The sequence below is a fragment of the Pseudoglutamicibacter cumminsii genome (genome assembly GCF_016907775.1).
Taxonomy (GTDB): Bacteria; Actinomycetota; Actinomycetes; order Actinomycetales; family Micrococcaceae; genus Pseudoglutamicibacter; species Pseudoglutamicibacter cumminsii.
The window spans coordinates 1,785,996-1,809,961 of sequence record NZ_JAFBCO010000001.1 but is presented as its reverse complement, the minus strand read 5'-3'; the positions used below and the strand labels follow the sequence as shown (position 1 = coordinate 1,809,961).

At 61.2% G+C, this 23,966-nt stretch carries 19 protein-coding genes; 12 read left to right on the top strand and 7 right to left on the bottom strand.

Annotated elements, in window-relative coordinates; translation table 11 throughout:
- Positions 1-3 precede the first annotated feature (3 nt).
- From JOD50_RS08225 to JOD50_RS08215, 3 genes are all read right to left on the bottom strand, one after another.
- A complete protein-coding gene (locus JOD50_RS08225; protein ID WP_204881134.1) occupies positions 4-672 on the bottom strand; it encodes a lysophospholipid acyltransferase family protein in 669 nt (222 codons plus the stop codon).
- 168 nt (positions 673-840) lie between these two features.
- Positions 841-3,723 (bottom strand): excinuclease ABC subunit UvrA, encoded by a 2,883-nt coding sequence (gene uvrA / locus JOD50_RS08220; RefSeq protein WP_338052076.1) that lies wholly within the window; start codon positions 3,721-3,723, stop codon positions 841-843.
- Between the two features lie 71 nt (positions 3,724-3,794).
- Positions 3,795-4,166, bottom strand: a complete 372-nt coding sequence (locus JOD50_RS08215) for a GntR family transcriptional regulator (protein WP_204881133.1) — start codon at positions 4,164-4,166, stop codon at positions 3,795-3,797.
- Between the two features lie 73 nt (positions 4,167-4,239).
- Here JOD50_RS08215 and JOD50_RS08210 point away from each other — a divergent pair, with 73 nt between their 5' ends.
- From JOD50_RS08210 to JOD50_RS08195, 4 genes are read left to right on the top strand one after another with little or no spacing between them, the layout of a single operon-like run.
- Positions 4,240-4,932, top strand: coding sequence for an MBL fold metallo-hydrolase (locus JOD50_RS08210; protein WP_239541557.1), 693 nt, complete (start codon positions 4,240-4,242; stop codon positions 4,930-4,932).
- 25 nt (positions 4,933-4,957) lie between these two features.
- Positions 4,958-7,522 (top strand): DEAD/DEAH box helicase, encoded by a 2,565-nt coding sequence (locus tag JOD50_RS08205; protein ID WP_204881132.1) that lies wholly within the window; start codon positions 4,958-4,960, stop codon positions 7,520-7,522.
- Positions 7,523-7,558: 36 nt separating this feature from the next.
- Entirely contained in the window at positions 7,559-8,152 is a 594-nt protein-coding gene (locus JOD50_RS08200) for a hypothetical protein (protein ID WP_204881131.1), read from the top strand.
- Positions 8,153-8,205: 53 nt separating this feature from the next.
- Positions 8,206-9,588: an alpha/beta fold hydrolase gene (locus JOD50_RS08195; RefSeq protein ID WP_204881130.1), complete on the top strand. Its 1,383-nt coding sequence runs from the start codon at positions 8,206-8,208 to the stop codon at positions 9,586-9,588.
- On the opposite strand, the gene JOD50_RS08190 is transcribed toward JOD50_RS08195, so the two are convergent.
- The gene (locus JOD50_RS08190; RefSeq protein WP_204881129.1) at positions 9,585-11,042 is read right to left on the bottom strand and encodes a glutamyl-tRNA reductase; all 1,458 of its coding nucleotides are present in this window, start codon (positions 11,040-11,042) and stop codon (positions 9,585-9,587) included. The two genes, JOD50_RS08195 and JOD50_RS08190, sit on opposite strands and share 4 nt — an antisense overlap.
- 110 nt (positions 11,043-11,152) lie before the next feature.
- Between JOD50_RS08190 and hemE the strand changes: the two genes are divergently transcribed.
- The 8 genes from hemE (at position 11,153) to hemL (ending at position 19,829) form a co-directional block, all read left to right on the top strand.
- Complete coding sequence (gene hemE, locus JOD50_RS08185; protein WP_204881128.1) at positions 11,153-12,241, top strand: uroporphyrinogen decarboxylase; 1,089 nt, start codon at positions 11,153-11,155, stop codon at positions 12,239-12,241.
- A gap of 42 nt (positions 12,242-12,283) precedes the next feature.
- Positions 12,284-13,711 (top strand): protoporphyrinogen/coproporphyrinogen oxidase, encoded by a 1,428-nt coding sequence (locus JOD50_RS08180; RefSeq protein ID WP_204881127.1) that lies wholly within the window; start codon positions 12,284-12,286, stop codon positions 13,709-13,711.
- Between the two features lie 57 nt (positions 13,712-13,768).
- A complete protein-coding gene (hemQ, locus tag JOD50_RS08175) occupies positions 13,769-14,467 on the top strand; it encodes a hydrogen peroxide-dependent heme synthase (RefSeq protein WP_204881126.1) in 699 nt (232 codons plus the stop codon).
- Positions 14,468-14,493: 26 nt separating this feature from the next.
- Positions 14,494-15,693, top strand: coding sequence for a ferrochelatase (locus JOD50_RS08170; protein WP_204881613.1), 1,200 nt, complete (start codon positions 14,494-14,496; stop codon positions 15,691-15,693).
- A gap of 15 nt (positions 15,694-15,708) precedes the next feature.
- Positions 15,709-16,608 (top strand): hydroxymethylbilane synthase, encoded by a 900-nt coding sequence (gene hemC / locus JOD50_RS08165; RefSeq protein WP_204881125.1) that lies wholly within the window; start codon positions 15,709-15,711, stop codon positions 16,606-16,608.
- 81 nt (positions 16,609-16,689) lie between these two features.
- Complete coding sequence (locus tag JOD50_RS08160) at positions 16,690-17,451, top strand: uroporphyrinogen-III synthase (protein WP_204881124.1); 762 nt, start codon at positions 16,690-16,692, stop codon at positions 17,449-17,451.
- Positions 17,452-17,496: 45 nt separating this feature from the next.
- Positions 17,497-18,510: a porphobilinogen synthase gene (gene hemB, locus JOD50_RS08155; protein ID WP_204881123.1), complete on the top strand. Its 1,014-nt coding sequence runs from the start codon at positions 17,497-17,499 to the stop codon at positions 18,508-18,510.
- The gene (gene hemL, locus JOD50_RS08150; RefSeq protein ID WP_420825532.1) at positions 18,507-19,829 is read left to right on the top strand and encodes a glutamate-1-semialdehyde 2,1-aminomutase; all 1,323 of its coding nucleotides are present in this window, start codon (positions 18,507-18,509) and stop codon (positions 19,827-19,829) included. The genes hemB and hemL overlap by 4 nt, the downstream gene beginning before the upstream one ends.
- 134 nt (positions 19,830-19,963) lie before the next feature.
- Here the strand turns inward: hemL and JOD50_RS08145 are convergent, their stop codons facing one another.
- From JOD50_RS08145 to coaE, 3 genes are all read right to left on the bottom strand, one after another.
- The gene (locus JOD50_RS08145; protein ID WP_204881611.1) at positions 19,964-21,037 is read right to left on the bottom strand and encodes a TerC family protein; all 1,074 of its coding nucleotides are present in this window, start codon (positions 21,035-21,037) and stop codon (positions 19,964-19,966) included.
- Between the two features lie 174 nt (positions 21,038-21,211).
- The gene (uvrB, locus tag JOD50_RS08140; RefSeq protein WP_204881122.1) at positions 21,212-23,305 is read right to left on the bottom strand and encodes an excinuclease ABC subunit UvrB; all 2,094 of its coding nucleotides are present in this window, start codon (positions 23,303-23,305) and stop codon (positions 21,212-21,214) included.
- 9 nt (positions 23,306-23,314) lie between these two features.
- The gene (gene coaE, locus JOD50_RS08135) at positions 23,315-23,962 is read right to left on the bottom strand and encodes a dephospho-CoA kinase (RefSeq protein ID WP_338052074.1); all 648 of its coding nucleotides are present in this window, start codon (positions 23,960-23,962) and stop codon (positions 23,315-23,317) included.
- Between the last annotated feature and the right edge of the window lie 4 nt (positions 23,963-23,966).

The window sequence follows — 23,966 nt, the reverse complement described above, 5'->3', positions numbered from 1 at the left end:
TCTCTACTCGGCTGTCGGGGCCTTGTTGTACTCCCCTACCCGTTCTTGTCCCGTGATCTTCGCGATTGCGTCGACCACTTGATCAGTTACTTTACGACGTAGCGGCAACGGATGTTTAGGACCTGGGTGTTCAAACGCGAGTGGCTGCCCCACGTGGAGCTGGAACTTGTGGCGGCGGATGCGGTTGGAATCCGCCGGCTGGAGCTTGTCAGTTCCGATGAGTCCCACAGGGACAACCGGGGCTCCGGTTGCTAGTGCAAGCCAGCCGACGCCGGTGCGGCCACGGTAGAGGCGGCCGTCACGCGAGCGCGTGCCTTCAGGATAGATTCCGACGCCGGAGCCGTCTTCGAGGATCTCCACGAGTTTGTCGAGCGCAGCAACGGAAGCTGCTTGCTGGCCGCGCTGAACGGGGATTGACCCAACGGAGGTGAAGAACGCCTTCATGAGCCGGCCTTTGAAACCCGGGGTCGTGAAGTACTCCGCTTTCGCGAAGAACGCGACCTTGCGCGGCATCAGAGCTTGGATGATGACCGAGTCGAAGAACGACAAGTGGTTTGAGGCAACGATGAACGGACCTTCTTTCGGTACGTTCTCGAAGCCGGTGATGGTCGGTCTGAAGACAAGCTTGATGGCCCGCGCTACGACGGGCTTGAAGAAGTCGATGCTTGCCATCTCGGAATCGTCACCTTACCTGCATGCCGCAATTGGCATACTTCGCTTGCATGTTCTGGAAGTTTTCCGCTTGCAATTGTGCCACGAATATCACCCAGTTTTATCTCATGAATTGAGGTTTACGGCACACATATACATGCGGTTTTAGACATATATGCGAGTCGGACATCAGTTGAGGATCTCGTTCAAGAAGAAACCGGTATGCGAGGCCTCAATCTTCGAAACATCTTCAGGGGTTCCTTCCGCGACGATCGTGCCGCCACCGGAACCGCCTTCCGGACCAAGATCAATGATCCAGTCAGCGGACTTGATGACGTCAAGGTTGTGCTCAATCACAACAACCGAGTTGCCCTTGTCCACGAGTCCCTGAATCACACGCAAAAGCTTGCTGATGTCTTCGAAGTGCAGACCCGTAGTCGGCTCATCCAGAACATAGATGCTGCGGCCGTTCGAACGCTTCTGCAGTTCCGACGCGAGCTTGACACGCTGCGCCTCACCGCCAGACAGCGTCGTTGCCGGCTGACCGAGCCGTACATAGCCGAGGCCCACATCGACCAGCGTGTCGAGGTGGCGAGCGATCGGCCTGAACGCAGCGAAGAATTCAGCGGCTTCCTCGATAGGCATGTCAAGGACATCGGAAATCGACTTGCCCTTGTACTTGACCTGCAACGTCTCGCGGTTATAGCGGGCGCCGTGGCACACCTCGCACGGAACATAGACGTCCGGCAGGAAGTTCATCTCGATCTTGATGGTTCCGTCGCCCTTGCATGCTTCGCAACGCCCGCCCTTAACGTTGAACGAGAACCGTCCCGGCAGGTAGCCGCGCATCTTCGCTTCCGGAGTTTCCGCGAATAGTTTGCGGACGTGGTCGAACACCCCCGTGTAGGTCGCAGGGTTGGAGCGCGGAGTGCGGCCGATCGGGCTCTGATCCACGTGAATCACCTTGTCAAGGTGTTCAAGACCTTCGACGCGGGTGTGGCGACCCGGAACGAGCTTGGCCTTGTTGAGCTTTGTCGCCAGAACCCGATACAGGATGTCGTTGATGAGCGTCGACTTACCCGAACCGGACACACCCGTGACGGCCGTGAGCATCCCGAGCGGAACGTTAACGGTCACGTTCTTGAGGTTGTTTTCACGCGCGCCAACAATCTTGAGCTGGCGCTTGGTGTCGCGCTTGCGGCGCTGTTCAGGAACTGCGATGCTACGGCGGCCCGCCAGATACGAGCCCGTGATGGATTCCTTGTTTTTCTTGAGCTCGGCAAGCGAGCCCGAGTGCACGATCTGCCCGCCGTGCTCGCCGGCGCCGGGCCCCACATCGACAATCCAGTCGGCTTCTTCGATCGTTTCCTCGTCGTGTTCAACGACGATGAGGGTGTTGCCGAGGTCGCGCAGGCGCGTCAAGGTCTCGATGAGGCGGCGGTTGTCGCGCTGGTGCAAGCCGATGGACGGCTCATCGAGCACGTACAGGACGCCGACAAGCCCCGAACCGATCTGAGTTGCCAAGCGGATGCGCTGGGCCTCACCGCCCGAAAGCGTGGCCGATGCACGCGACAGGTTGAGATAGTTGAGGCCGACGTCGAGCATGAACTTCAGGCGCGCTCGGATCTCTTTGAGGACCTCGGTAGCGATCTTTGCTTCACGTTCGTTGAGCTCGAGGTTGGCCGCGAATTCATAGGCTTCATCGAGCGCCATCTCGGAGACCTCAGCAATCGACTTCCCACCCACGAGAACCGCGAGGACGGCCGGGTTCAAGCGGGCACCGTTGCACTCCGGGCACGGGACGTTACGCATGTACTCTTCGTAGCGTTCACGAGCGGTGTCTGATTCGGTTTCACCGTGCTTACGCTTGATGTAGCCGAGTACACCTTCAAAACCCTGCGTGTAGCGGCGTTCGCGTCCGAAACGGTTGCGGTAGGCGACAGTGACTTTGTAGTCCTTGCCGTGCAACAGCGCTTTCTGGGCCTTCTTAGGCAGCTTTTCAAACGGCGTGTTGACGTCGAAGCCGAGCTCGTCCCCCAGGCCGGCCATGACACGAACCCAGTACTTTGCAACCTGGGTGCCCACGGCCCACGGAGCGATCGCGCCTTCCGCAAGCGTCGTGGAAGGATCTGGAACCACAAGGTCGGGGTCTACTTCGAGCTGGTGCCCGATGCCGTCGCAGCGTTGGCATGCACCGAACGGGTTGTTGAAGGAAAAGGTACGCGGCTCGATCTCTTCGAGCTGGACCGGGTGGTCGTTGGGGCACGCGAGCTTTTCGGAGAACGTGCGGGTACGGTCCGCCGCATCGGCATCGCGGTCCACGAAGTCAATCATGACGCGCCCGTCCGCAAGTTTGAGGGCAGTCTCAATCGAGTCGGTGAGGCGCTGCATCGCTGAGTCTTTGATTGCGATGCGGTCGACGATGACCTCGATCGTGTGCTTGTACTGCTTCGCGAGCTTCGGCGGACCGGAAAGCTGAATGGTTTCCCCGTCAACACGGGCGCGGGCATAGCCGTCTTGCGAAAGTTGCGCGAAGAGGTCCTGGAATTCGCCCTTGCGCTCGCGCACGATTGGCGCCATGACCGCGAGCCGGGTCTTCTCCCCTTCCCGCATCAGCTGATCCACGATCTGTTGCGGGGTCTGTGCGGTGATCTTCTCGCCGCATTCAGGGCAGTGTGCAACGCCGACGCGCGCAAACAGCAAGCGCAGGTAATCGTGGATTTCGGTCACGGTACCGACGGTCGAACGCGGGTTCTTGGATGTGGACTTCTGGTCGATAGAAACCGCCGGGGACAGCCCTTCGATGAAGTCGACGTCGGGCTTATCCACCTGCCCCAGGAACATGCGGGCATAGGCCGAGAGCGACTCGACGTAGCGGCGCTGGCCTTCCGCGAAGATCGTGTCGAACGCAAGGGAGGACTTACCGGATCCGGATAGCCCCGTAAAAACGATCATCGCGTCGCGCGGCAAGGTCACGTCGACGTTTTTGAGGTTGTGTTCGCGGGCTCCCTGGACGACGATGCGGGTGCGGTCTGGGCGCGTGGTGGACGGTGTGGTCACGGAAGAAGTCACAGCTCCAATAATAGTGAGTGTGTGTTTGCTAGTGAGCGGGGGCTCGTGATTACTGGCGGGCGCTGTTGCGGTTATTTATTGGAAGGCCAGGCCGCACGGACGAGGTCGAGTGCGGCTTCGAGGCTGAGCCCCGCGCCATCTGCTGAGCGCGCGAACCATGATGCATTGGATGCGAGTTTCGCCGATGCGCGGCCAGCGCCTGGGGTCACGATGGTCCCCGCTCGCCCGCGTCCTTCGACGAGGCCAAGCTCTTCGAGTTCTTTATATGCCCGGGCAATCGTGTTGGTTGCGAGGTCGAGTTGTGTCGCGAGGGCACGCACTGTCGGGAGTTTGGTTCCTACAGCGATCTTGCCCTCTCGAATATCTTGGGCAATAGCGCGACGCACCTGGCGGTACGGGGGCATATCTTCATCAGAGATCGCAAACTCAGCGAGGATTGTCATAGCAGCTTTCCGGCGTCATCAGTGCCTTCAACACAACACAATAGTAGATATGTATCAGGGTATACTACGAGGCATGGCTCCAGCATCTCAAGAACCAGCTTCCCCAGCAGATTCACCAGCACAGAATTCACCAGCACAGCTCATTGCATCGGATGAGTTCACTCGGCTCAGCATGGTCGCGGTGTCCGATATGGATAACCGCGCTTATATTCTGCAGTCAGTAGCTGATCCGCAGGACGTCTTGCTGATCGATGCGCCTGCCGAGCCGGACGTTTTGCGTGCCGCCATCGGCGCTGAAGCCGCGCCGACCATCGTGATCACGCACCAGCATCATGACCATACGGGAGCGCTGGCTGACATGCTCACGGAAGGTACGCGCCTCATCGGGCATCCGCTGGATATTCCTGCCGTGGAAGAAATGCGAGGTGTCACGTTCACTGATTCTGTGGACGATGGTGGCACGGTGACCGCTGGCGGTGTCACGTTGGATGTGATCTGGCTGCGCGGGCACACGCCGGGTTCGATTGCGTTGGCTACCTCTATCGGCGGCGTTCAGTACCTCTTTACGGGTGACTCGTTGTTCCCTGGTGGTGTGGGGAATACGTGGAACGACCCGGAGCGGTTCGCGACGCTGATTGATGATGTTGAGACCAAGCTGTTTGGCCGCTATCCGGATGACACTGTGGTTTTGCCTGGCCACGGCGACGGCACCACGCTGGGTGCCGAACGCGCGAGCCTGCCCGAGTGGCGTGCCCGCGGCTGGTAACGCGTAGCTGGTGATGGCTGTAAATATGAGTGTGAATCTGTCTGATCGTGTTCCGAATGCAACGGAAACGAACCTTCCGGAAGCGATTTACGATGCGTTTGTGCGGTGGGTTTCGGACCGTGGGCTGACGTTGTATCCGGCTCAGGATGAGGCCGTGATGGAGCTTGTTGAGGGTAAGCATGTGATTCTTGCTACCCCGACGGGTTCGGGTAAGTCGATGGTTGCTATCGCGGCGCACTTTGCGGCGTTGGCACGCGGTGAGCGTTCGTTTTATACCGCGCCGATCAAGGCGCTGGTTTCGGAGAAGTTCTTTGACCTGATCAAGGTTTTCGGTGCTGAGAACGTGGGTATGCTTACGGGCGAAGCGAGTGTGAACCCGAAGGCGCCGATCATTTGCTGCACCGCGGAGATTCTCGCGAACATGGCGTTGCGTGAGGGCGAACGCGCGGACTGCGGAGTCGTGATTGCCGACGAGTTCCACTTCTACGCTGATCCACAGCGAGGATGGGCGTGGCAGGTCCCGCTTCTCGGACTGCCGCAGTCGCAGTTCCTGTTGCTCTCGGCGACCTTGGGCGATACGACGTTCTTTGAAGAAGACCTCAAGCAACGCACGGGCCGCGATGCCGTGACGGTCTCGGGTTCTGAGCGGCCTATTCCGCTCCATCACCAGTACGGCATGGAGCCGATCGGTGAGACGATCAAGGAACTCGTCGAAACGCACCGGGCCCCGGTCTATGTTGTACATTTTTCGCAGCGCGAGGCGATCGAGCAGGCTCAGGGCTTGCTTTCACTTAACGTGGCCAGCCGCGAAGAGAAGGACCGGATCGCGGAGTTCGTGGGTGGCTTCCGTTTCGCGTCCGGTTTTGGTCAGACGCTCAAGAAGATGATTCGCGCTGGTATTGGCGTGCATCACGCGGGGATGCTCCCTAAGTATCGTCGCCTCGTCGAGCAGCTGGCGCAGGCCGGTTTGCTCAAGGTCATTTGCGGCACCGACACGCTCGGGGTGGGTATCAACGTTCCGATCCGCACCGTGATCTTGACGGCTTTGTCCAAGTTCGATGGCCAGCGCAGCCGTCACGTGAACGCGCGTGAATTCCATCAGCTTGCTGGACGTGCGGGCCGGGCCGGTTATGACACGGCAGGCGATGTGGTGGTTCAGGCTCCGGAGCATGAGATCGCTAACGCTAAGGCCATGGAGAAGGCACGGGCCCGTCACGGGGATGATCAGAAGAAGCTGCGACAGGTCAAGAAGCAGACTCCGCCGGAAGGTTTCGTTTCGTGGAGCGAGAAGACGTTCGAGAGGCTGGTTTCCGCTGAGCCGGAGACCATGACGTCGTCCTTCCAGGTCTCGCACGCGATGATCCTGAACCTGCTCGCCTACGAGGGCGATGCGTTCGCGCATGCTCGCGATATTTTGACGCAGAATCACGAGCCGCCGACCCGCAACCGTGAGCACGTCAAGAAGGCGTTGGGCATCATCAAGGAGCTCTTGGCGACCAACGTCCTGGAGCGCGGCGAGCCAGACGAGTACCGCAACCGTCTGCATCTCACGGTTGACTTGCCTGAGGATTTCGGTCTGAACCAGCCGCTCTCGAGCTTCGCTATCGCAGCGCTAGAGATGCTGGACCAAGACTCCCCTGATTATGCGGTGGATGTGGTTTCTGTTCTTGAGGCTACGCTTGAGGATCCACGCCCGGTCATCGGCGCGCAAGTCAAGAAGGCTAAGAACGAGGCTATGGCGCAGATGCGTGCGGACGGCCTTGAGTATCACGAGCGCATGAACCGCCTCGATGAGATCACGCACCCCCAGCCTCTGCGGGAAGAGCTCGAGGCGGCGTTCGAGCGTTATCGCCAGGGTGCCGGCTGGCTCGCGGGCTACGAGCTTTCGCCTAAGTCGGTGGTCCGTGAAATGTATGAGACCGGCCAGAGCTTCGGCGAGTACGTGCGCAACTATCAGGTCACGCGCGCCGAGGGCATTCTGTTGCGCTACCTCACGGATGCGTATAAGGCTTTGCGCAGCTCGGTTCCTGATTCCGCGGTGACGGAGGAGCTTGAGGACATCACTGAGTGGCTTGGTCAGATGATCGAGCAGGTCGACTCCTCACTGCTGAGCGAGTGGGAGGCTCTGGCCTCGGGTGAGGTCCCTGAGGATCAGTCGGTTCAGCAACCCGCTGAGCCACCGCGTTTGTCTCAACAGAGGCGTGCGCTGCGGGTCATGGTCCGCAACGCGATGTTCTCTCGCGTCAAGCTGTTCGGCGCGGAGAAGGATGTTGCGCTGGGTGAGCTCGATGGCGATGCCGGTTTCGATGCGGATGCGTGGGCTGATCTGATGGACGATTACTTCGCTGAACACGAAGACATCGATGACGGCCCTGGCGGCCGCTCGCCCGAACTGTTGCAGATTGTTGAGACGAAGGATTCCGATGGCCGCCCGATCTGGAAAGTCAGCCAGACGTTCGCTGACCCGGAGGGCGACCACGACTGGGGTTTCGACGCCGTTATCGATTTGGATGAGACCGATGAAAGAGGCGAGCTCGCCTTGACCGTCACGGCGATCGGCCGCATCGACGGCACGGGCGAGCGCCGTTGAGCATGTGAAACACAAATTAGCGATAGAATGGTGTACATGTCACGACTTTCCACTCGCATTGTTCGCGCAGCTGCGCTCTTGGCGCCTGCATCGTTGGTAGTTGCTTCCCTGGCAGGTTGTTCGCCCAAACACCCAACGACTCTCGATTCCCCTACCCCAGAGTCCTCCCAGTTCCACATGGAAGACGGCTCTGTTGAAGGTGAAAACACCAAGGCTGAGTCCACCACTGAAGCTTCCTCGCATGGTGGAACCTCCACGAAGGCTTCCGACGTTTCCGTCCTTGGTTTCTCCGAGTCCACTCAGCTGAGCGTCAAGTCTTTGACTGTTAACGGCAACACCTGGAAGAACAAGCTCGGTAGCTTCGTCCTGACCCCTGAGGGCGACGGCGCTGGCATGCTCGTGGGTATGGGCCAGTGCTCCACCGGTGCTTATAAGGTCGCTACGAACGGCAGCGATGTGACGCTGACGGAATCGCACAGCACCATGAGCGACTGCGAACCTGCCGACCAGGAGCCATCCGACAACATGAGCCAGTTCCTGACCTCCGGCGCATTGCGCGTTTCCGAGACCGCTGACGGTGTCGAGCTAACCAACGGTCAGGACAGCATCGTTCTGCAGAAGCTCAACTAAGGCTCGGTCACTCCGAGTGACGCGTCTTTTGTGGATCTAAGGTCAGCGCTCAATTGACTTCTTTGACTGTTCGCCCCGCCACGCTACTCCGCCGCGATGATGCGGATGCATGCCGGGGCGCTGTCGTATCCTCAGTTCTTTACGAAGTGCCACTCGTGCACGGCGTCGCAACGGAGCCGGCGTCTGCTAATTCCGGTGCCGCTACCGTGACGGTGCGTGCGCGCGAAGTCCGCTCAACCGATGAGGATGCCGACAAGCGTCCGTGGCTTGTCTATCTTCAGGGCGGCCCAGGCTTCGAGGCCTTGCGGCCAGCGAACCCCTCGTCGGGTTGGCTCGGCCAACTCCTTCCGCACTTCCGGGTGCTGTTGCTCGACCAGCGAGGCACCGGCGGTTCGTCGCCCATCAGCGCCGCGACCTTGTCAGCAATCGGCTCAGGCGAACGGGAATCCCAGAAGATCGCGCAACAGATCGAGTTCTTGTCTCATTTCCGCGCGACTGACATCGTTGCGGATGCCGAGGCGATCCGGCTGGCTATGGGCGTTGATTCGTGGTTCACGCTCGGCCAGTCTTACGGCGGCTTCATCACGATGAGCTACCTCAGCTTCGCTCCCGATGCGCTGGCCGGCTCAATGATTACAGGCGGGCTTGGCCTTATTGAAGGCGACCCCAAGCGGGTGTATGACGCGACTTACGCACGTATCGCGGAGCGTCAGGCAGAGGTTTTCACCGCGTGGCCGCACTCAGAGCAACAGCTGAGCGATCTGTACACCGAGGTACGCCGCGCACGCGCTGCGGGGAAGCCGTACCGCTTGGCCAACGGACACGTCGTGACTGAACTGACGGTTCAACGCCTCGGGATGCTTTTGGGCGGTAACTCGCGCGTGCAGCAGTTGCGTTTCGGGCTCGAGGACGCGCTAACGCAGGGCGCCGGATCCGGTAGGAGCCTCTCCCCTGTCATGCTTTCGCTTCTGGGCTCGCAAGTGGATCACGCGCGCAACCCGATCTATTGGCTGTTTCAGGAAGCGATCTACACGTCTGGTCCTGCAACCCGGTGGGCGGCGTCGCGTTCACAACACGAAACTCATCCGCAGACCCTGCCAGATACCGATATTCCACAGCTCATCGGCGAAGCCGCACTGCCCGAGGATTTCGAGCAGGACCCGGCGTTGCAGCCACTCGAGCAGCTCGCACACGCGTTGCATGAATACGATGCGTGGACGCCGCTCTACGATGACGGTCAGCTGGCCAGCAACACGGTTCCTGTCGCGGCAGCCGTCTACACGCCGGACATCTATGTGGACCGCGACCTCTCGCTCGAGACCGCGTCGAGAATCCGCGGTATCAACGTGTGGGAATCAGCGGATCATCACCACGATGGCCTCTCCGACGACCCCGCAACAGTCCTCGGTGCGTTGCGGGAGCGCATCGGCCGCTAGCGCTTTTCTTTGAGCTCGTCCTCGATGACGCTCGCCGTCTCTTCGTAATCAACGAATGCTTCGCGGATTTCAGATAACGGCATCGCTTGTGCTGGGCCGTTATGGTCCCCTTCGGAAACCTCGCGTAGCGTCTGGCGAGCCTCGATCGAAACCGGGTCGTTAGGGACCTGTCCACCCTGCTCGAGGTCAACGCCAAACAGCGTGTGGACCGCGGACATGAACTTCTGGCCTTCGCCTTCCTTAGCGAGCTCCTGGGCGCGCATCATCGGGGAATGCAAGAGGCGCTTATAGACGCGCCCCAAAGCGCGTTCTACAACCTTGACGGTTTCCTCGTCGTGATTATTGCGCACGCCCTCGATCTCACGCTCAATCTCAGAGCGCACCGAACGGCGCAGAGCCGAAACAGCTGGGTCCAGACGGCGGATCTGCTGGCGCAGCTCGAAACGGCCCACGCCCGCGTTAATCATGTCCTGAGCACGCTCGATCTCTTCCTGGTCGGAAGCGTCAGCCGAAATATCCTTGAGCCCCAGAACGCGCACGCCCGGAATCGAACGCACGCCTTCCTCCAAGTCGGAAGTCAGCGACATGTCAAGAATCACGAGCTCACCGAGTTTCGCCGATGCGTGCTCAGCGTTGTACAGCTCCCTCAGCTGCATCGCGTCGCGGACATCCTGCGTCAAAATCTGCGCAGTACCGCGGCCCGAGCACGCAACAACGAGCGAAGAGGCCGCGAGCGCCGCAGGCATCTCGTCAGTTGCCAAAGGATGAGCGTTGTGCGTCGTCGCGAAGTTCTTGGCGCGGCCAGAACCGGACAAAACATCCAAGCGTGCGACACCACGGCGGTTCAGATCCGAGGCAGCGATGCGGGCCATCGCGCCCGTACCTACCACGATCACACGCGCGCCAGTGAGGGAACCTGTCGTCGGCTCAGCCTGATCGATCGCAACCGTAACGGACGAGCGGCCAGCGGCACCGATCGTCGTGCGGTGGCTAATGTTCTTCGCGGTACGCAACGCGCCTTGGAACAAGTCGTTGAGCATCGACGTCGTGCGGCCCTCGGCCAGCGCCTCGGAGAAGCTCGAGCGCACCTGGCCGTTGATTTCGCCTTCGCCAACCACCTGAGAGTTCAAGCCAGCAGCGACCGTGAACATGTGCTGAGCCGACAAGGACCCGGCGTCAGCAACCAGGAGCTCTTCAACCTCGGTTTGAGCGAGTCCAGAAGCCTCCGATACGGCCTGAGCGACGAGCTCCACAGCGTCGTGGAAGAGATCCGCGTCGAGGTAGATCTCAAGGCGGTTGCACGTAGACATCGAGACCCACCCGGACAGCGGTTGTTCCGAGTGAGCCTGGTTAAGACGGTCGATGATGGTGTCGAGCTGGTCAGCCCCTCGCGTAACGCGTTCGAGGGCGTCCAGCCCCAAGCGATCATGAGTTGCGCGAAGGGCGATAAGCATGATTGCCATTCTAGTCCGCGACTCGAACGATGGCCGGCAGGCGACTGGCATATGAACACCAGGTGTCGTTCAGAATCCTCCCAGGTTGGCAATGAGATAATGAAGGCACAATGACAACTGTGACTTTGCCTTCATCTCACCCTCTGCACCGCACGACCGCTGAAGGCGGTACCGCGGATGCCCCGCTCATCAAGCGTTTACGCGGCGAAAGCACGGATGCCGCACCGAGCGTCTGGTTCATGCGCCAGGCTGGCCGCTCGCTTCCTGAATACAAAGAAGTCCGCGCCGGCACCGACATGCTCGAGTCCTGCCTCATCCCAGACATGGTGGCAGAAATCACATGCCAGCCAGTGCGTCGGCACAAGGTTGATGCCGGCATTTTCTTCTCCGACATCATGACGCCACTCAAGATCGCCGGACTCGGCGTAGAGATTGAGCCTGGTGTAGGCCCAGTATTGGACTCACCTATCGCGTCCGAAGCCGACATCGACGCCCTGCCCGCGCTCGATGACGTGTACCAAGAAGGCCTCGAATGCATCCGCGAAGCGGTCCGCCTCACGATCGATGAGCTCGGCACTACCCCACTCATCGGTTTCGCCGGCGCCCCGTTTACAGTTGCGTCTTACATGATCGAAGGCCGCCCCTCGCGTGACCACCTCAAGACCCGTGCACTCATGACCGCCGAGCCACGCTTGTGGGCCAAGCTCGCCGAGTGGGTCGCCCACGCATCGGGCCTCTTCATGCGCGCCCAGGTTGAGGCCGGCGCATCTTCGGTCCAGTTGTTCGATTCGTGGGCCGGTTCGCTCTCTGAAGCGACGTACCGCGAGCACGCCCAGCCGTTCAGCACGATCGCGATGCAGCACGTAGCCGACCTCGGAACCCCACGCACCCACTTCGCACTCGGTTCCGGCCACATGCTCAAAGCGATCGAAGAGGTCGACGCGACCGCTGTGGGCCTTGATCACCGCATGACCATCCCCTCCGCGCTCGCCCAGCTCAAGCCGACCACGGCAGTCCAAGGCAACATCGACCCGGCCGTCCTGTTCTCGACGGAAGAGGTCCGCTTCGCTGAAGCCCGCCGCGTCGTTGAAGAAGGCCGCAAAGCTCCTGGCCACGTCGTCAACCTCGGCCACGGCGTCCCACCGACGACCGAGGCGCAGGTACTGACGGATCTGGTTTCCTACATCCACGAACTCTGACCACACTGCACTCTGACACCAACCACTGAAGTCCAAAAGACCATGAGCTGTGACTACGTCGTGATCGGCGGGGGCCCATCCGGGCTCCTGCACGCGCTGGCCGCCGCAGACGCCGGGCGCAACGTGACCGTTCTTGAGGCGGCCGATCATGCAGGCGGAGCCGTGTCCGACATCGTGCTGGATGGCGTACGCCTCAACGGCGGCGCCGAATCCTACGCAATCGGGACCGGCGCGATGGTGGAGTGGATCGAAGCCCTCGGGCTGAGCGACCAGGTTGCAAGCCCGCAAGGCAACGCATCCTGGATCCACTCGAATCACGGTCCGTTCCCAATCCCCGGAACCTCGCTGTGGGGAATCCCCACGGAGCCGCTCAACGATGACGTCAAGCGGGCCGTGGGCTGGTGGGGTGCGCTCCGCGCATGGGGCGACGCTCTCTTGCCGGGCAGCTACGGGGCTGAGCTGGGCATCTCGACGTACGACTACGTGTCAAAACGCATGGGCAAACGAGTCGCTGACCGCCTATTGGTACCGCTCATCACGGGTGTGCATTCAGCTGATCCGCGCACGCTCGAACTTGAGGCGCTCGTGCCTGGGCTGATCGACAGCGTCAAGCAGTACGGAAGCCTCCGCCGAGGCGCCCGCGCTGTCCTGGACAAGCGACGCGCAAACAACCAGTCAGGTAAGACGGCCGGCGCGGCCGTTGGAGCGACCGTGCCGACGATGTCGACGCTGATCGATGGTCTCGTAGATGCGCTGAAGCAACGCGGCGGCACTCTCGAAACTGGCGTGCGCGTGAGCTCGTTACGCCGCGATGATCGCGGCGGATGGACCGTGCTGGCAGACGACGGTCGTAGCTTCGACGCCGCGACCCTAGCTGTTGCGGCCGATCCCGACACCGCTCGGGACCTGTTATCTGAGCCCGCACCTGAGGTGGCCACGCACATCCCTGAGGCTCCAGCCTCCCCCGTCCGGCTCGTCGCGATGAGCGTCGTGAGTCCCAAGCTGGCCAGGAATCCGCGAGGCAACGGCGTGCTCGTTCCGCCGAATACCCTCGGTGTTCGGGCCAAGGCGATGACGCATCTTTCAGCCAAGTGGGAACACATCGAGCGTGAGGCCTCCAAGGTTGCTGACCGTGTGTTCGTACGGCTCAGCTACTCGCCAGCCGATGGCGAACTGCCCGACCATGCACTGTTCCCTGAGCAGGCGGTCCAGGACCTCGCAGCGATGACGGGTGTCGACGCCGCGGAGATCGAGGTACGCGACTGGCTCGTCCAAGACTGGCCTGTAACCCAACGCCGCCGCTTGCCAGGTCATGCGGAATCGCTGGCCGCGCTCAGCATCGCGCTGAGTGAAGACCCGACGCTTGAACTCACCGGATCGTGGCGTGCAGGAACAGGTTTAGATGCGATCGCACGCTTCGCTAAGACAACCCACGTGCCGCCAGCACCTTCTGGTACCACCGAACGATAGGCTTAAAACAAACACCAATCCGCGGCCTCATGGCCCGTCTGTGATGGAGAGATAACTATGAGCAAAGCTGACATTGCAACAACGCAGGTGAAGTACTGTTCTTACAACGTTTATCAGAAGCTCGTTGGCTTGAGCGACGCTAACTTGGACGTTGACCGCGTCGTCGCAGACATCGAAGCCACCATCAAGTCGATCGAGGCTCGCGGCGTTGAAGTACGCGGCCTCTACGACGTCTCCGGCTTCCGCGCCGAAGACGACATCATGATCTGGCTGACCGGCGAAGACCCAGAGCAGATGCAGAAGGCCATCCGCGAGTTCGAAAACTCGGAGGCCGCTGCTGGTCTTGACCGTGTGTGGCAGGCGATGGGCGTTCACCAGGTTGCGGAGTTCGCTCGCGCGCACATGCCGTCCTATATGGACCCAGACGTCAAGCCACGCAAGTGGATCACCGTCTACCCATTCACCCGCTCCTACGAGTGGTACATCCTCGAAGAGGAAGAGCGTTCCCGCATGCTGCGTGAGCATGGCATGCTCGGCCGCCAGTACCCGAACGTCAACGCCAACACCGTAGCTGCTTTCGCTTTGGGCGACTACGAGTGGCTGCTCTCCTTCGAAGCCGACGAGCTCACCGAACTCGTCGACATGATGCGCACCCTGCGCTACAGCGACGCACGCCTGCACGTGCGCGATGAGCTGCCGTTCCACACCGGCCGCATGTTCGATGACATCAAGGAAATGGCGGGCGTACTCCTGTGACCACGGTTGATTTCTCCGATACCTCGATGCCGTGCAACATCGATGAGGCCGAGCCGATCGATGCGATCCTCTTCGCGTCCTTCGGCGGTCCTGAGGGCCAAGAGGACGTCATCCCGTTCCTGAAGAACGTGGTGCACGGCCGCGGCATCCCAGACGAGCGCCTCGAAGAGGTCGCTGTTCACTACCGTTCGATGGGCGGCAAGTCGCCGATCAACGATCAGAACAAGGCGATGATCGCTGCCCTCGAAGCCGAGCTGGCCCGTCGCGGCATCGACCTACCGATCTACTGGGGTAACCGCAACTGGGAACCGTACATGGCGGACACCGTCAAGCAGATCCACGCTGACGGCCACCGTACGGCCCTGGGCATCGTGACCTCGGCCTACTCTTCCTACTCGTCGTGCCGTCAGTACCGCGAGGACTTCGGTATCGCGTTGGATGCGACGGGTCTTGAGGGTGAGCTGGATATCCGCAAGGCTCGCGTGTTCTTCAACCACCCTGGTTTCCTGGATCCTGTTGCCGCACATATCCGCGAAGCCCTCGAGAAGTTCCGCGCCGAAGGCCACAAGGACGAGCAGATCGAGATCCTGTTCACGACCCACTCGATCCCGAACACGATGGCCGAAACCTCTGGCCCGCGTGCAACCTGGGAAGAGGGTTCGGGCGGCTGGTACGAAAAGCAGCACATCGCGGCCGCCGAGTACGTCATGGAATCCGTGGGTAACCTCCCGTGGCAGTTGGTGTACCAGTCGCGTTCGGGCCCGGAGTTCATTCCGTGGCTTGAGCCGGACGTCAACGATGTGATCGCTGAGCTTCCAGGTAAGCGCACCGCGGTCATGGTGGTTCCCATCGGTTTCGTGACGGACCACATGGAGGTCGTGTGGGACCTCGATACCGAGGCGAAGGAATCCGCTGACGAGGCGGGTCTCGCATTTGTTCGCATCCCTACCGCGGGCGAGTCCCCTGAGTTCATCGCGGCGCTCGCTGACCTGGTGCAAGAGCGGCTTGACCCGACCTTCCCGCGCAAGTGCGTCACGAGCTTCGGCCCGACGTTCGATGTGTGCGGCGCAGGTTGCTGCCCGAACCAGCGCGCGATCCAGCCGACAACGTCCGCCGTCGATTCGGATGCGGATGTCGCTAACGCTGGGGAGCAGAGCGAACTTGCGGTCATGATCGCTGAGCGTAAGGCTCAGCGTGAGAACCAAAGTCAACAGGCTGGTGAATGATTCTTGGGTGATCTGATGCGCATCGGTACGCGTGCCTCGAAACTCGCGCTGACGCAGGCAGGGTGGGCTGCCGAGCTGACGGTCGGTAAGGACCGTTTCGAGCTCGTCCACGTCACGACGAGGGGCGATACGGACCGCCGCCACCTTTCTCAGATCGGTGGCACTGGCGTGTTCGTGAATGCTGTGCGTGAGGCGTTGCTGGGCAACGAGGTCGATGCGGTAGTCCACTCGCTCAAGGACCTTCCGACGACCCCTGAGCACGGCATCGCTCTGGCATGCATCCCGCAGCGCGAGGATGTTACGGATGCGCTGTGCAGCCGTGACGGGATGACGCTGGCCGACCTTCCAGCCGGCGCATCCGTGGGGACTGGTTCCCCGCGTCGTGCAGCTCAGTTGCGCGCTATGCGCCCTGATCTTCAGGTTGTGCCGATTCGCGGCAATGTTGACACGCGTTTGGCCAAGGTCACGGACGGTGAGCTGGACGGCGTTGTTTTGGCGACTGCGGGGCTGAACCGTTTGGGCCTCGAGGAGCACATCAGCGAACGTTTCGACCCGAAGCAGTTCCTTCCGGCTCCTGCTCAGGGTGCGTTGGCGCTCGAAATCCGTTCCGAGGACGCTGAGGGCACGTGGTACGGCGAGGCACTGACGTCCGCTGACCACGCGGACACTCGTGCCGCGGTTATGGCTGAGCGTTCGCTTCTGCGCACGCTCGAGGCCGGATGTTCGGCTCCAGTGGGTGCGTACGCGACGGTTGAGCACGGCGTCCTCACGTTGCGTGGCGGCGCGTTCGCGACCGACGGTTCGCAGACCTGGGTCGACCATGTTGAAGGCCCAGCGAGCGACGCAGTAGAGCTCGGCGCTGTGCTGGCCCAGCGACTGCTCGACGCCGGTGCCGGCACAGTCTTGAAGGCATAACTGCTGTGCTCAACGTGCAGCTCCAGCGCGGCAGTCCATGCCCCGCAAATATAGCGATTGAATCGATGATGGGATAGGTGCGTGTCAGACAGGCTCCGGGTTACAGCTCCGAAGGTATTGGTCCCTCGGCCTGCTGGCCGCGCGGCTCGGTTGTGTTCGGCGCTAGAAGACGCCGGCTTTGAGCCGTGTGCCTATCCCTTCATCGATTTCTCATTCGCCGATTCCGATGCGATCGCGGCTTTCAATGAGCGACTAAGCCGCGGCGGCGACGCACACCTCGTGGTGACGTCGAAGACCACCGTCCAAGCGCTCGGTTCAGCCGGCGTCTTCGCGCCGCATTCGAGCGTTTCCGTGGTTGCGGTCGGCCACACCACCGCGGCAGCCTTCGAAGAGGCTGGCATCCGTGTTGCCCACGTTGCGGAGGGCTCGGGGGAAGCCCTCGTCGCCTCGTTCCCACGCTATGTCGAAGGCCCTCGTTCGATTGCGTACCCGGTTTCAGCGCAGGCCGGGCCGACCGTCAAGGATGGACTCACCAACCTCGGCTGGGACGTTGACCGCTTCGACGCCTACGCACCGGTTCCAGCGCCGCTTCCTGCCGAGTTGCCGGCCCGCATCCAAGCCGGCGAATTCCATGCCTTTCTGCTCACAAGCCCGCACATCGCGGATCTGGTGCTCGCGCATCGGCCGCCGGAAACCACCAAGCTCATCGCGATCGGAAAGCCGACCGCGCAACGCATCGTGGAGCGTGGCTACGCCGTCGCCGCGCAGGCCGAGCACCCCTACCCCGCTGACCTCGTCGCGGCACTTCGGACGGTCTCACCGACACAAACCACTCAAGCCTGACGACCATGAGTCGTCCGGATCAATCCACCTAAGGAGCATCTGTTCATGGCGTTCCCACATCATCGCCCTCGCCGGCTGCGTTCAACAGCGGCGGTGCGTGCTCTCGTGCGCGAGAACACGCTGCGCCCAGCCGATTTCGTCCTCCCGGTTTTCATCCGTGAAGGCGCGACTGAGCCGCGCCCGATCACCTCGATGCCTGGCGTGGTCCAGCATTCGATGGATTCGCTCAAGCGCACGGCGCACGATGTCGTGAAAGCTGGCCTGGGCGGCATCATGCTCTTCGGTGTTCCGGAAACCAAGGACGCCGTTGGTAGCGCGGGCGTGGATCCGGACGGGGTCCTCAACGTGGCTTTGTGGGAGGTACGCAAGGAGGTCGGAGATGACACGGTTGTCATGAGCGACCTGTGCTTGGACGAGTTCACCGATCACGGCCACTGCGGCGTGCTGTCGACGGACGGCGACTCCCCTGCGGCAGTTGATAACGATGCGACGCTTGCGATCTATGCGGACATGGCGGTTGCGCAGGCCGAGGCTGGTGCGCACATGCTGGGGCCTTCCGGGATGATGGACGGCCAGATCGGTGTGATCCGTGAGGCGCTCGATGCCAAGGGCTACCAAGACACCAGCATTTTCGCGTACACCGCGAAGTACGCTTCGGCTTTCTACGGTCCGTTCCGCGAAGCCGTGAACTCGTCCCTCGAAGGTGACCGCCGCACCTACCAGCAGGACCCGGCTAACTTGCGTGAATCGCTGTGGGAGCTCGAGCAGGACATCGCTGAGGGCGCGGACATGGTCATGGTTAAGCCTGGTTTGCCGTATCTTGATGTTTTGCGTGCGGTCGCTGAGGCCTCCCCTGTCCCGGTGGGTGCCTACCAGGTTTCGGGTGAGTACTCGATGATCGAGGCCGCCGCCGCTCAAGGCTGGCTGGACCGCGAACGCACCATGCTGGAATCTTTGTTGTCGTTCAAACGTGCAGGTGCTGACACCCTGCTGACCTATTACGCACTGGAGGCCGCTGAACTTTTGGCTTCCGGCCGAGCACCGAAGGAGTTCCTGTGACCACTCAACACCGCAATCTGACCCACAGTGCTGAAGTTTTCGAGCGCGCCCAGAAGGTTATTCCGGGTGGCGTGAACTCGCCGGTGCGAGCATTCGGCTCGGTTGGTGGCACTCCCCCGTACCTTGTTGCGGGTAAGGGTGCGCACGTGACCGATGCGGACGGCAACGAGTACGTGGACCTGGTGGGTTCGTGGGGTCCCATGATTCTGGGCCACGCCCACCCTGACGTGATCGATGCAGTGAAGTCGGCCGCCGATCATTCGTTGTCTTTCGGCGCTTCGCATGAAGGCGAAGTTGAGCTCGCTGAGCTTGTGACCTCGATGATCGCTCCGCTTGAGCAGATGCGTATGGTCAACTCGGGTACCGAGGCTACGATGTCGGCGATCCGCTTGGCTCGCGGCTTTACCGGACGCGATGTGATCGTGAAGTTCGCTGGCTGCTATCACGGCCACGTCGATTCTCTGCTGGCTGAGGCCGGCTCGGGGCTTGCGACCTTCGCACTTCCTGGTTCGGCTGGCGTTACCGAGGGCACCGCGAAAGACACCGTGGTGCTGCCGTACAACGACCGTGAGGCCGTACGCGAGCTGTTCGCTGCCCGCGGTTCGGAAATCGCCGCGATCATCACGGAAGCCGCGCCGTGCAACACCGGCGTTCTGACCCCGGGCACTGAAGACGGCATCGGATTCAACCGTTTCCTCGCAGAGACCGCCCACGCAGCTGGCGCCCTGTTGATCTCCGATGAGGTTTTGACCGGCTTCCGCGCTTCCGCAACCGGCTACTACGGCGTGGACGGCGAAGGCTGGGCTCCTGACCTCATGACGTTCGGCAAGGTCATTGGCGGCGGCATGCCAGTCGGTGCATTCGGTGGACGCAAGGAGATCATGGATCGCTTGGCTCCGAACGGCCCGGTCTATCAGGCCGGTACGCTCTCAGGTAACCCACTCGCTACCGCGGCGGGACTTGCTACGTTGCGTGCGCTGGATGAGGATGCTCACGCGGCCGTTGCACGCGCGTCTAAGGCTATCCAGGCTGGCTTGGACGAAGCACTCACAGCAGCCGGCGTCCCTCACACGATCAACACTGCTGGGACGTTGTTCTCGGTCTTCTTCCGTGACGGCGACGTCACCAACCACGAGCAGGCTAAGCAACAGGACGTCAAGGCCTTCGGCCGGTTCTTCCACTCGATGCTGGACTCCGGAATCTACTTGCCACCATCGGCTTACGAGGCCTGGTTTGTGTCCGCACAGCATGACGACGCGATCGTGAACCGCATCCTCGAAGCCCTTCCGGTGGCTGCGAAGGCGGCCGCACACGCCTAAGCGCTGTGCAGCCCTCATAGGTCGGCATCAGACGCTCCGGCTCGGCGCTGACAGCGATGGGGTGGTCATTCCTGTTGGAATGACCACCCCATCGCTCTGTGCCGCTTTGTAGCCTCTATCTAAGCGGACGCTGGCTACGATGCGTTCGGTTTACGCTTGCCGGGTTTCTTCTTCTCGGTCTTAGCCGAGGCATCGGCCCCTTTCGCTTCCGCTTCTGCGGCCTTCCGGCGAGCCGCGATGCGCTTCTCAGCCGCCGCCCGAGCCGCAGCCCAGTGAGCGACCTCGCGGCCCTTCGGTGAAATAAACGACCACACAACCGCGATCAGCAACGCGAGCACAATGAAGATCAGCGAGAACTCCGTCGTGATCTCCGGAACCGGTACCGGCTTGCCGCCGTTGATGAACGGCAGTTCATTCTCGTGTAGGGCGTGCAGGATCAGCTTGATACCGATGAACACGAGGATCGCAGCAATTCCGTGCGTCAGGTAGATGACGCGGTCCAGCAAGCCACCCAACAAGAAGTACAGCTGACGCAAACCCATGAGCGCGAAAACATTCGCCGTGAACACGATGAACGGCGACTGTGTGATGCCGTAGATCGCTGGGATCGAATCCAGCGCGAACATCACGTCAGTAACGCCGAGAGCAAGAATGACGGCCGCCATCGGCGTCCACATCCGCTTACCGTTGACCGTGGTGCGCAGCTTGGAGCCGTCGTAGTGGTCGGCAAAGTTGAGCTTGGCGGTCAAGCGCTTGACCAGGCCAGGCTGGTCTTCTTCGTCATCCGAATGATCCATGACCTGCTTGATCGCAGTCCACAGCAGGAACGCACCGAAGATGTAGAAGACCCACACGAAGCGTTCAATCAGAACCGCGCCCGCAAGGATGAACAGGCCGCGTGCGATCAACGCGATCACGATACCGATCATGAGAGCCTTCTGCTGCAGTTCACGCGGAACCGCGAAGCTCGTCATGATGATGATGAACACAAACAAGTTATCGATGCTGAGCGAATACTCCGTGATCCAGCCCGCAAGGAACTGGAGCGCATCGGTCTGCCCCGCGGCCGCCCACATGCACCCGAAGAACACGAGCGCGAGCGCAACATAGACACCAACCCAGATGCCGGCTTCCTTCATCGACGGCATGTGCGGGCGACGTCCGATCACGATGAGGTCGATCAGCAGGATCGCTACCAGCACGATCATCGAACCGATTTCAAACCACACAGGGATCGGTGTTGTAACGCTCGCGGTCGATGCTCCCGCTGTCGGCGCGCTCGCGGCGAGCGCGGTCAGAGTAGATAAATTGACCACGGGGTCCTTCCCACGTCACCGGCTAGCCCGGTGAGTCGATACATTCTCGTTTATTTTACGGGAGGGTTATTCGGCCGATTTCATGGCGCGCAGTTCTTTCTTGAGGTCTGCGACTTCGTCACGCAATCGTGCGGCGAGTTCGAATTGAAGGTCGGCGGCTGCCGCGTGCATCTGTTCGGACAGTTGTGCGATGAGCGTTGCGAGGTCTTCGCTTGGCGCAGCGATGGTTCCGCCGCGTGTATCGGTCTTCTTGTCGTCTTGTAGCGCGTTGTAGCCGCGGTGGCCGGCGCCGTAGTCGAAGTTGTTGAGCAGTTCGTTGGTGTCGGCGTCTTCGCGTGCGAGCTGTTCGGTGATGTCCGCGATCTTCTTTTTGAGAGGGGCCGGGGTGATCCCGTGTTTCTCGTTGTGCGCTATCTGGATTTCGCGGCGGCGTTCGGTCTCTTCGATTGCCTGCTTCATCGAGTCGGTCATCGTGTCGGCGTACATGTGTACTTCGCCGTTGACGTTACGTGCGGCACGGCCGATGGTCTGGATGAGCGAGGTCGTGGAGCGCAGAAAGCCTTCCTTGTCCGCATCCAGGATCGCAACGAGCGAGACTTCGGGCAGGTCAAGGCCCTCACGGAGCAGGTTGATGCCGACGAGCACATCGAAGGTACCCATCCGCAGCTCGGTGAGCAGCTCGACGCGGCGTAGGGTGTCGACGTCGGAGTGGAGGTATTCGACCTTGACCCCGTTCTCGGCGAGGTAGTCGGTGAGGTCTTCAGCCATCCGCTTGGTCAGCGTCGTCACGAGTACGCGTTCGTTGCGGGCGACGCGTTCGTTGATCTCACCCAGGAGGTCGTCGATCTGCCCCTTGGTTGGTTTGACTGTAATCTTGGGATCCACCAAGCCAGTTGGGCGAATGATCTGTTCGACGTAGCCGTCGGCCTGGGACAGCTCATACCTGCCTGGCGTTGCGGACAAGTAGACGGTCTGGCCGATCCGTTCGAGGAACTCGTCCCATTTGAGCGGGCGGTTGTCCATCGCGGAAGGCAGACGGAATCCGTGTTCGACGAGGGTCCGTTTACGGGACATGTCGCCTTCGTACATTCCGCCGATCTGCGGCACAGTCACGTGGGACTCATCGATGATGAGCAGAAAGTCATCCGGGAAGTAATCCAGCAAGCAGTGCGGCGCGGAACCGGCTGCACGGCCGTCGATGTGGCGTGAATAGTTCTCGATGCCGTTGCAGAAGCCCATCTGCTGCATCATTTCGAGGTCGTAGGTCGTACGCATCCGCAAGCGCTGAGCTTCAACGAGCTTGTTCTGGCTCTCTAGCTCTTGCAGTCGCTCACGCAGCTCGTCCTCTATGGTTCCGATCGCCTGGTGCATGCGGTCATCGCCGGCCACGTAGTGGGAGGCCGGGAAGATGTACATTTCGTTTTCGTCGCGAACCACATCGCCCGTGATCGGGTTCAGGGTCTGGATCGATTCGATCTCGTCGCCAAAGAACTCGACGCGCACCGCGAGCTCTTCATACATCGGGATGATCTCGACCGTGTCGCCGCGCACGCGGAACGTTCCGCGGTGGAAGTCCACGTCGTTGCGGGTGTACTGCATCTGCACGAACTGCCGTAGCATCTGGTCGCGGTCCAGTTCCTGGCCGACCTTGAGGGTCACCATTTGCTTGATATATTCCTCAGGGGTACCGAGGCCGTAGATGCAGGAGACCGTGGATACGACGACGCAGTCGCGGCGGGTTAACAGCGCGTTGGTTGCGGAGTGCCGAAGACGTTCGACTTCTTCGTTGATCGAGGAGTCCTTCTCGATGAACGTATCGGTCTGCGGAACATAGGCTTCCGGCTGATAGTAGTCGTAGTACGAGACGAAGTATTCGACCGCGTTGTTCGGCAGCAGGTGCCTTAACTCGTTGGCCAGCTGCGCGGCCAGCGTCTTGTTCTGAACCAGGACGAGCGTCGGGCGTTGCACGGCTTCGATGAGCCACGCCGCGGTAGCGGACTTACCGGTACCGGTCGCGCCCAACAGGACGACGTCCTTCTCCCCGCCTTCGATGCGTTGCTTGAGCTCCGCAATAGCTTGCGGCTGATCCCCTGCCGGCTCGAATTCAGAAACCACCTCGAACGGGTGGACCACACGATCAATTTTCTGCGCCAACGACATGCGTTAAGCCTAGTCGGTACCCCTGCCGCTATCAGCGTCGCGCGGCACCGCGATGATCGAGGCGACCGCCGCATCGACCGCTTGATGTAGTTCATCCACCGAGCCGTGGTTCACCAGCACATGCGTTGCGACTTCACGCCGCTGTTCATCCGTCGCCTGCGCCTTGATGCGGGCGTGGGCATCGTCCTCGTGCATTCCGCGGTCTTCGACCATGCGGCGCACCCGCTCGGCAAGCGGTGCCTCAACCACCATCACGTGATCGAAGCGGCCCGCCTGGCCGCTTTCAACCAACAACGGGATGTCCTCGATGATCAACTGTCCCGGCGCGGCAGAGTCAGCGAGGCGCTGCGCTTCTTCCCGCACCATCGGGTGGATGATCGCATTCAGGCGCGCCCGCGCATCCTCGTCGTTGAAGACCAAGGCGCCGAGCCGGGCCCTATCCAGGGTGCCGTCTGCGGTCAGCATGTCGTCGCCGAACTCCGCGACGATCGCTTCCAGCCCACGGCCTCCCGGCTCCTGTAGCTTGCGCACGATCGTGTCCGCATCGATGATGAGTGCGCCGTGCTCCTCAGCGAGCCTCCGCGCAACAGTCGACTTGCCTGCCGCGATCCCGCCTGTGAGCCCGATGCGCGGGTTGTTCCTCGGCTGATCCGTCACGTTG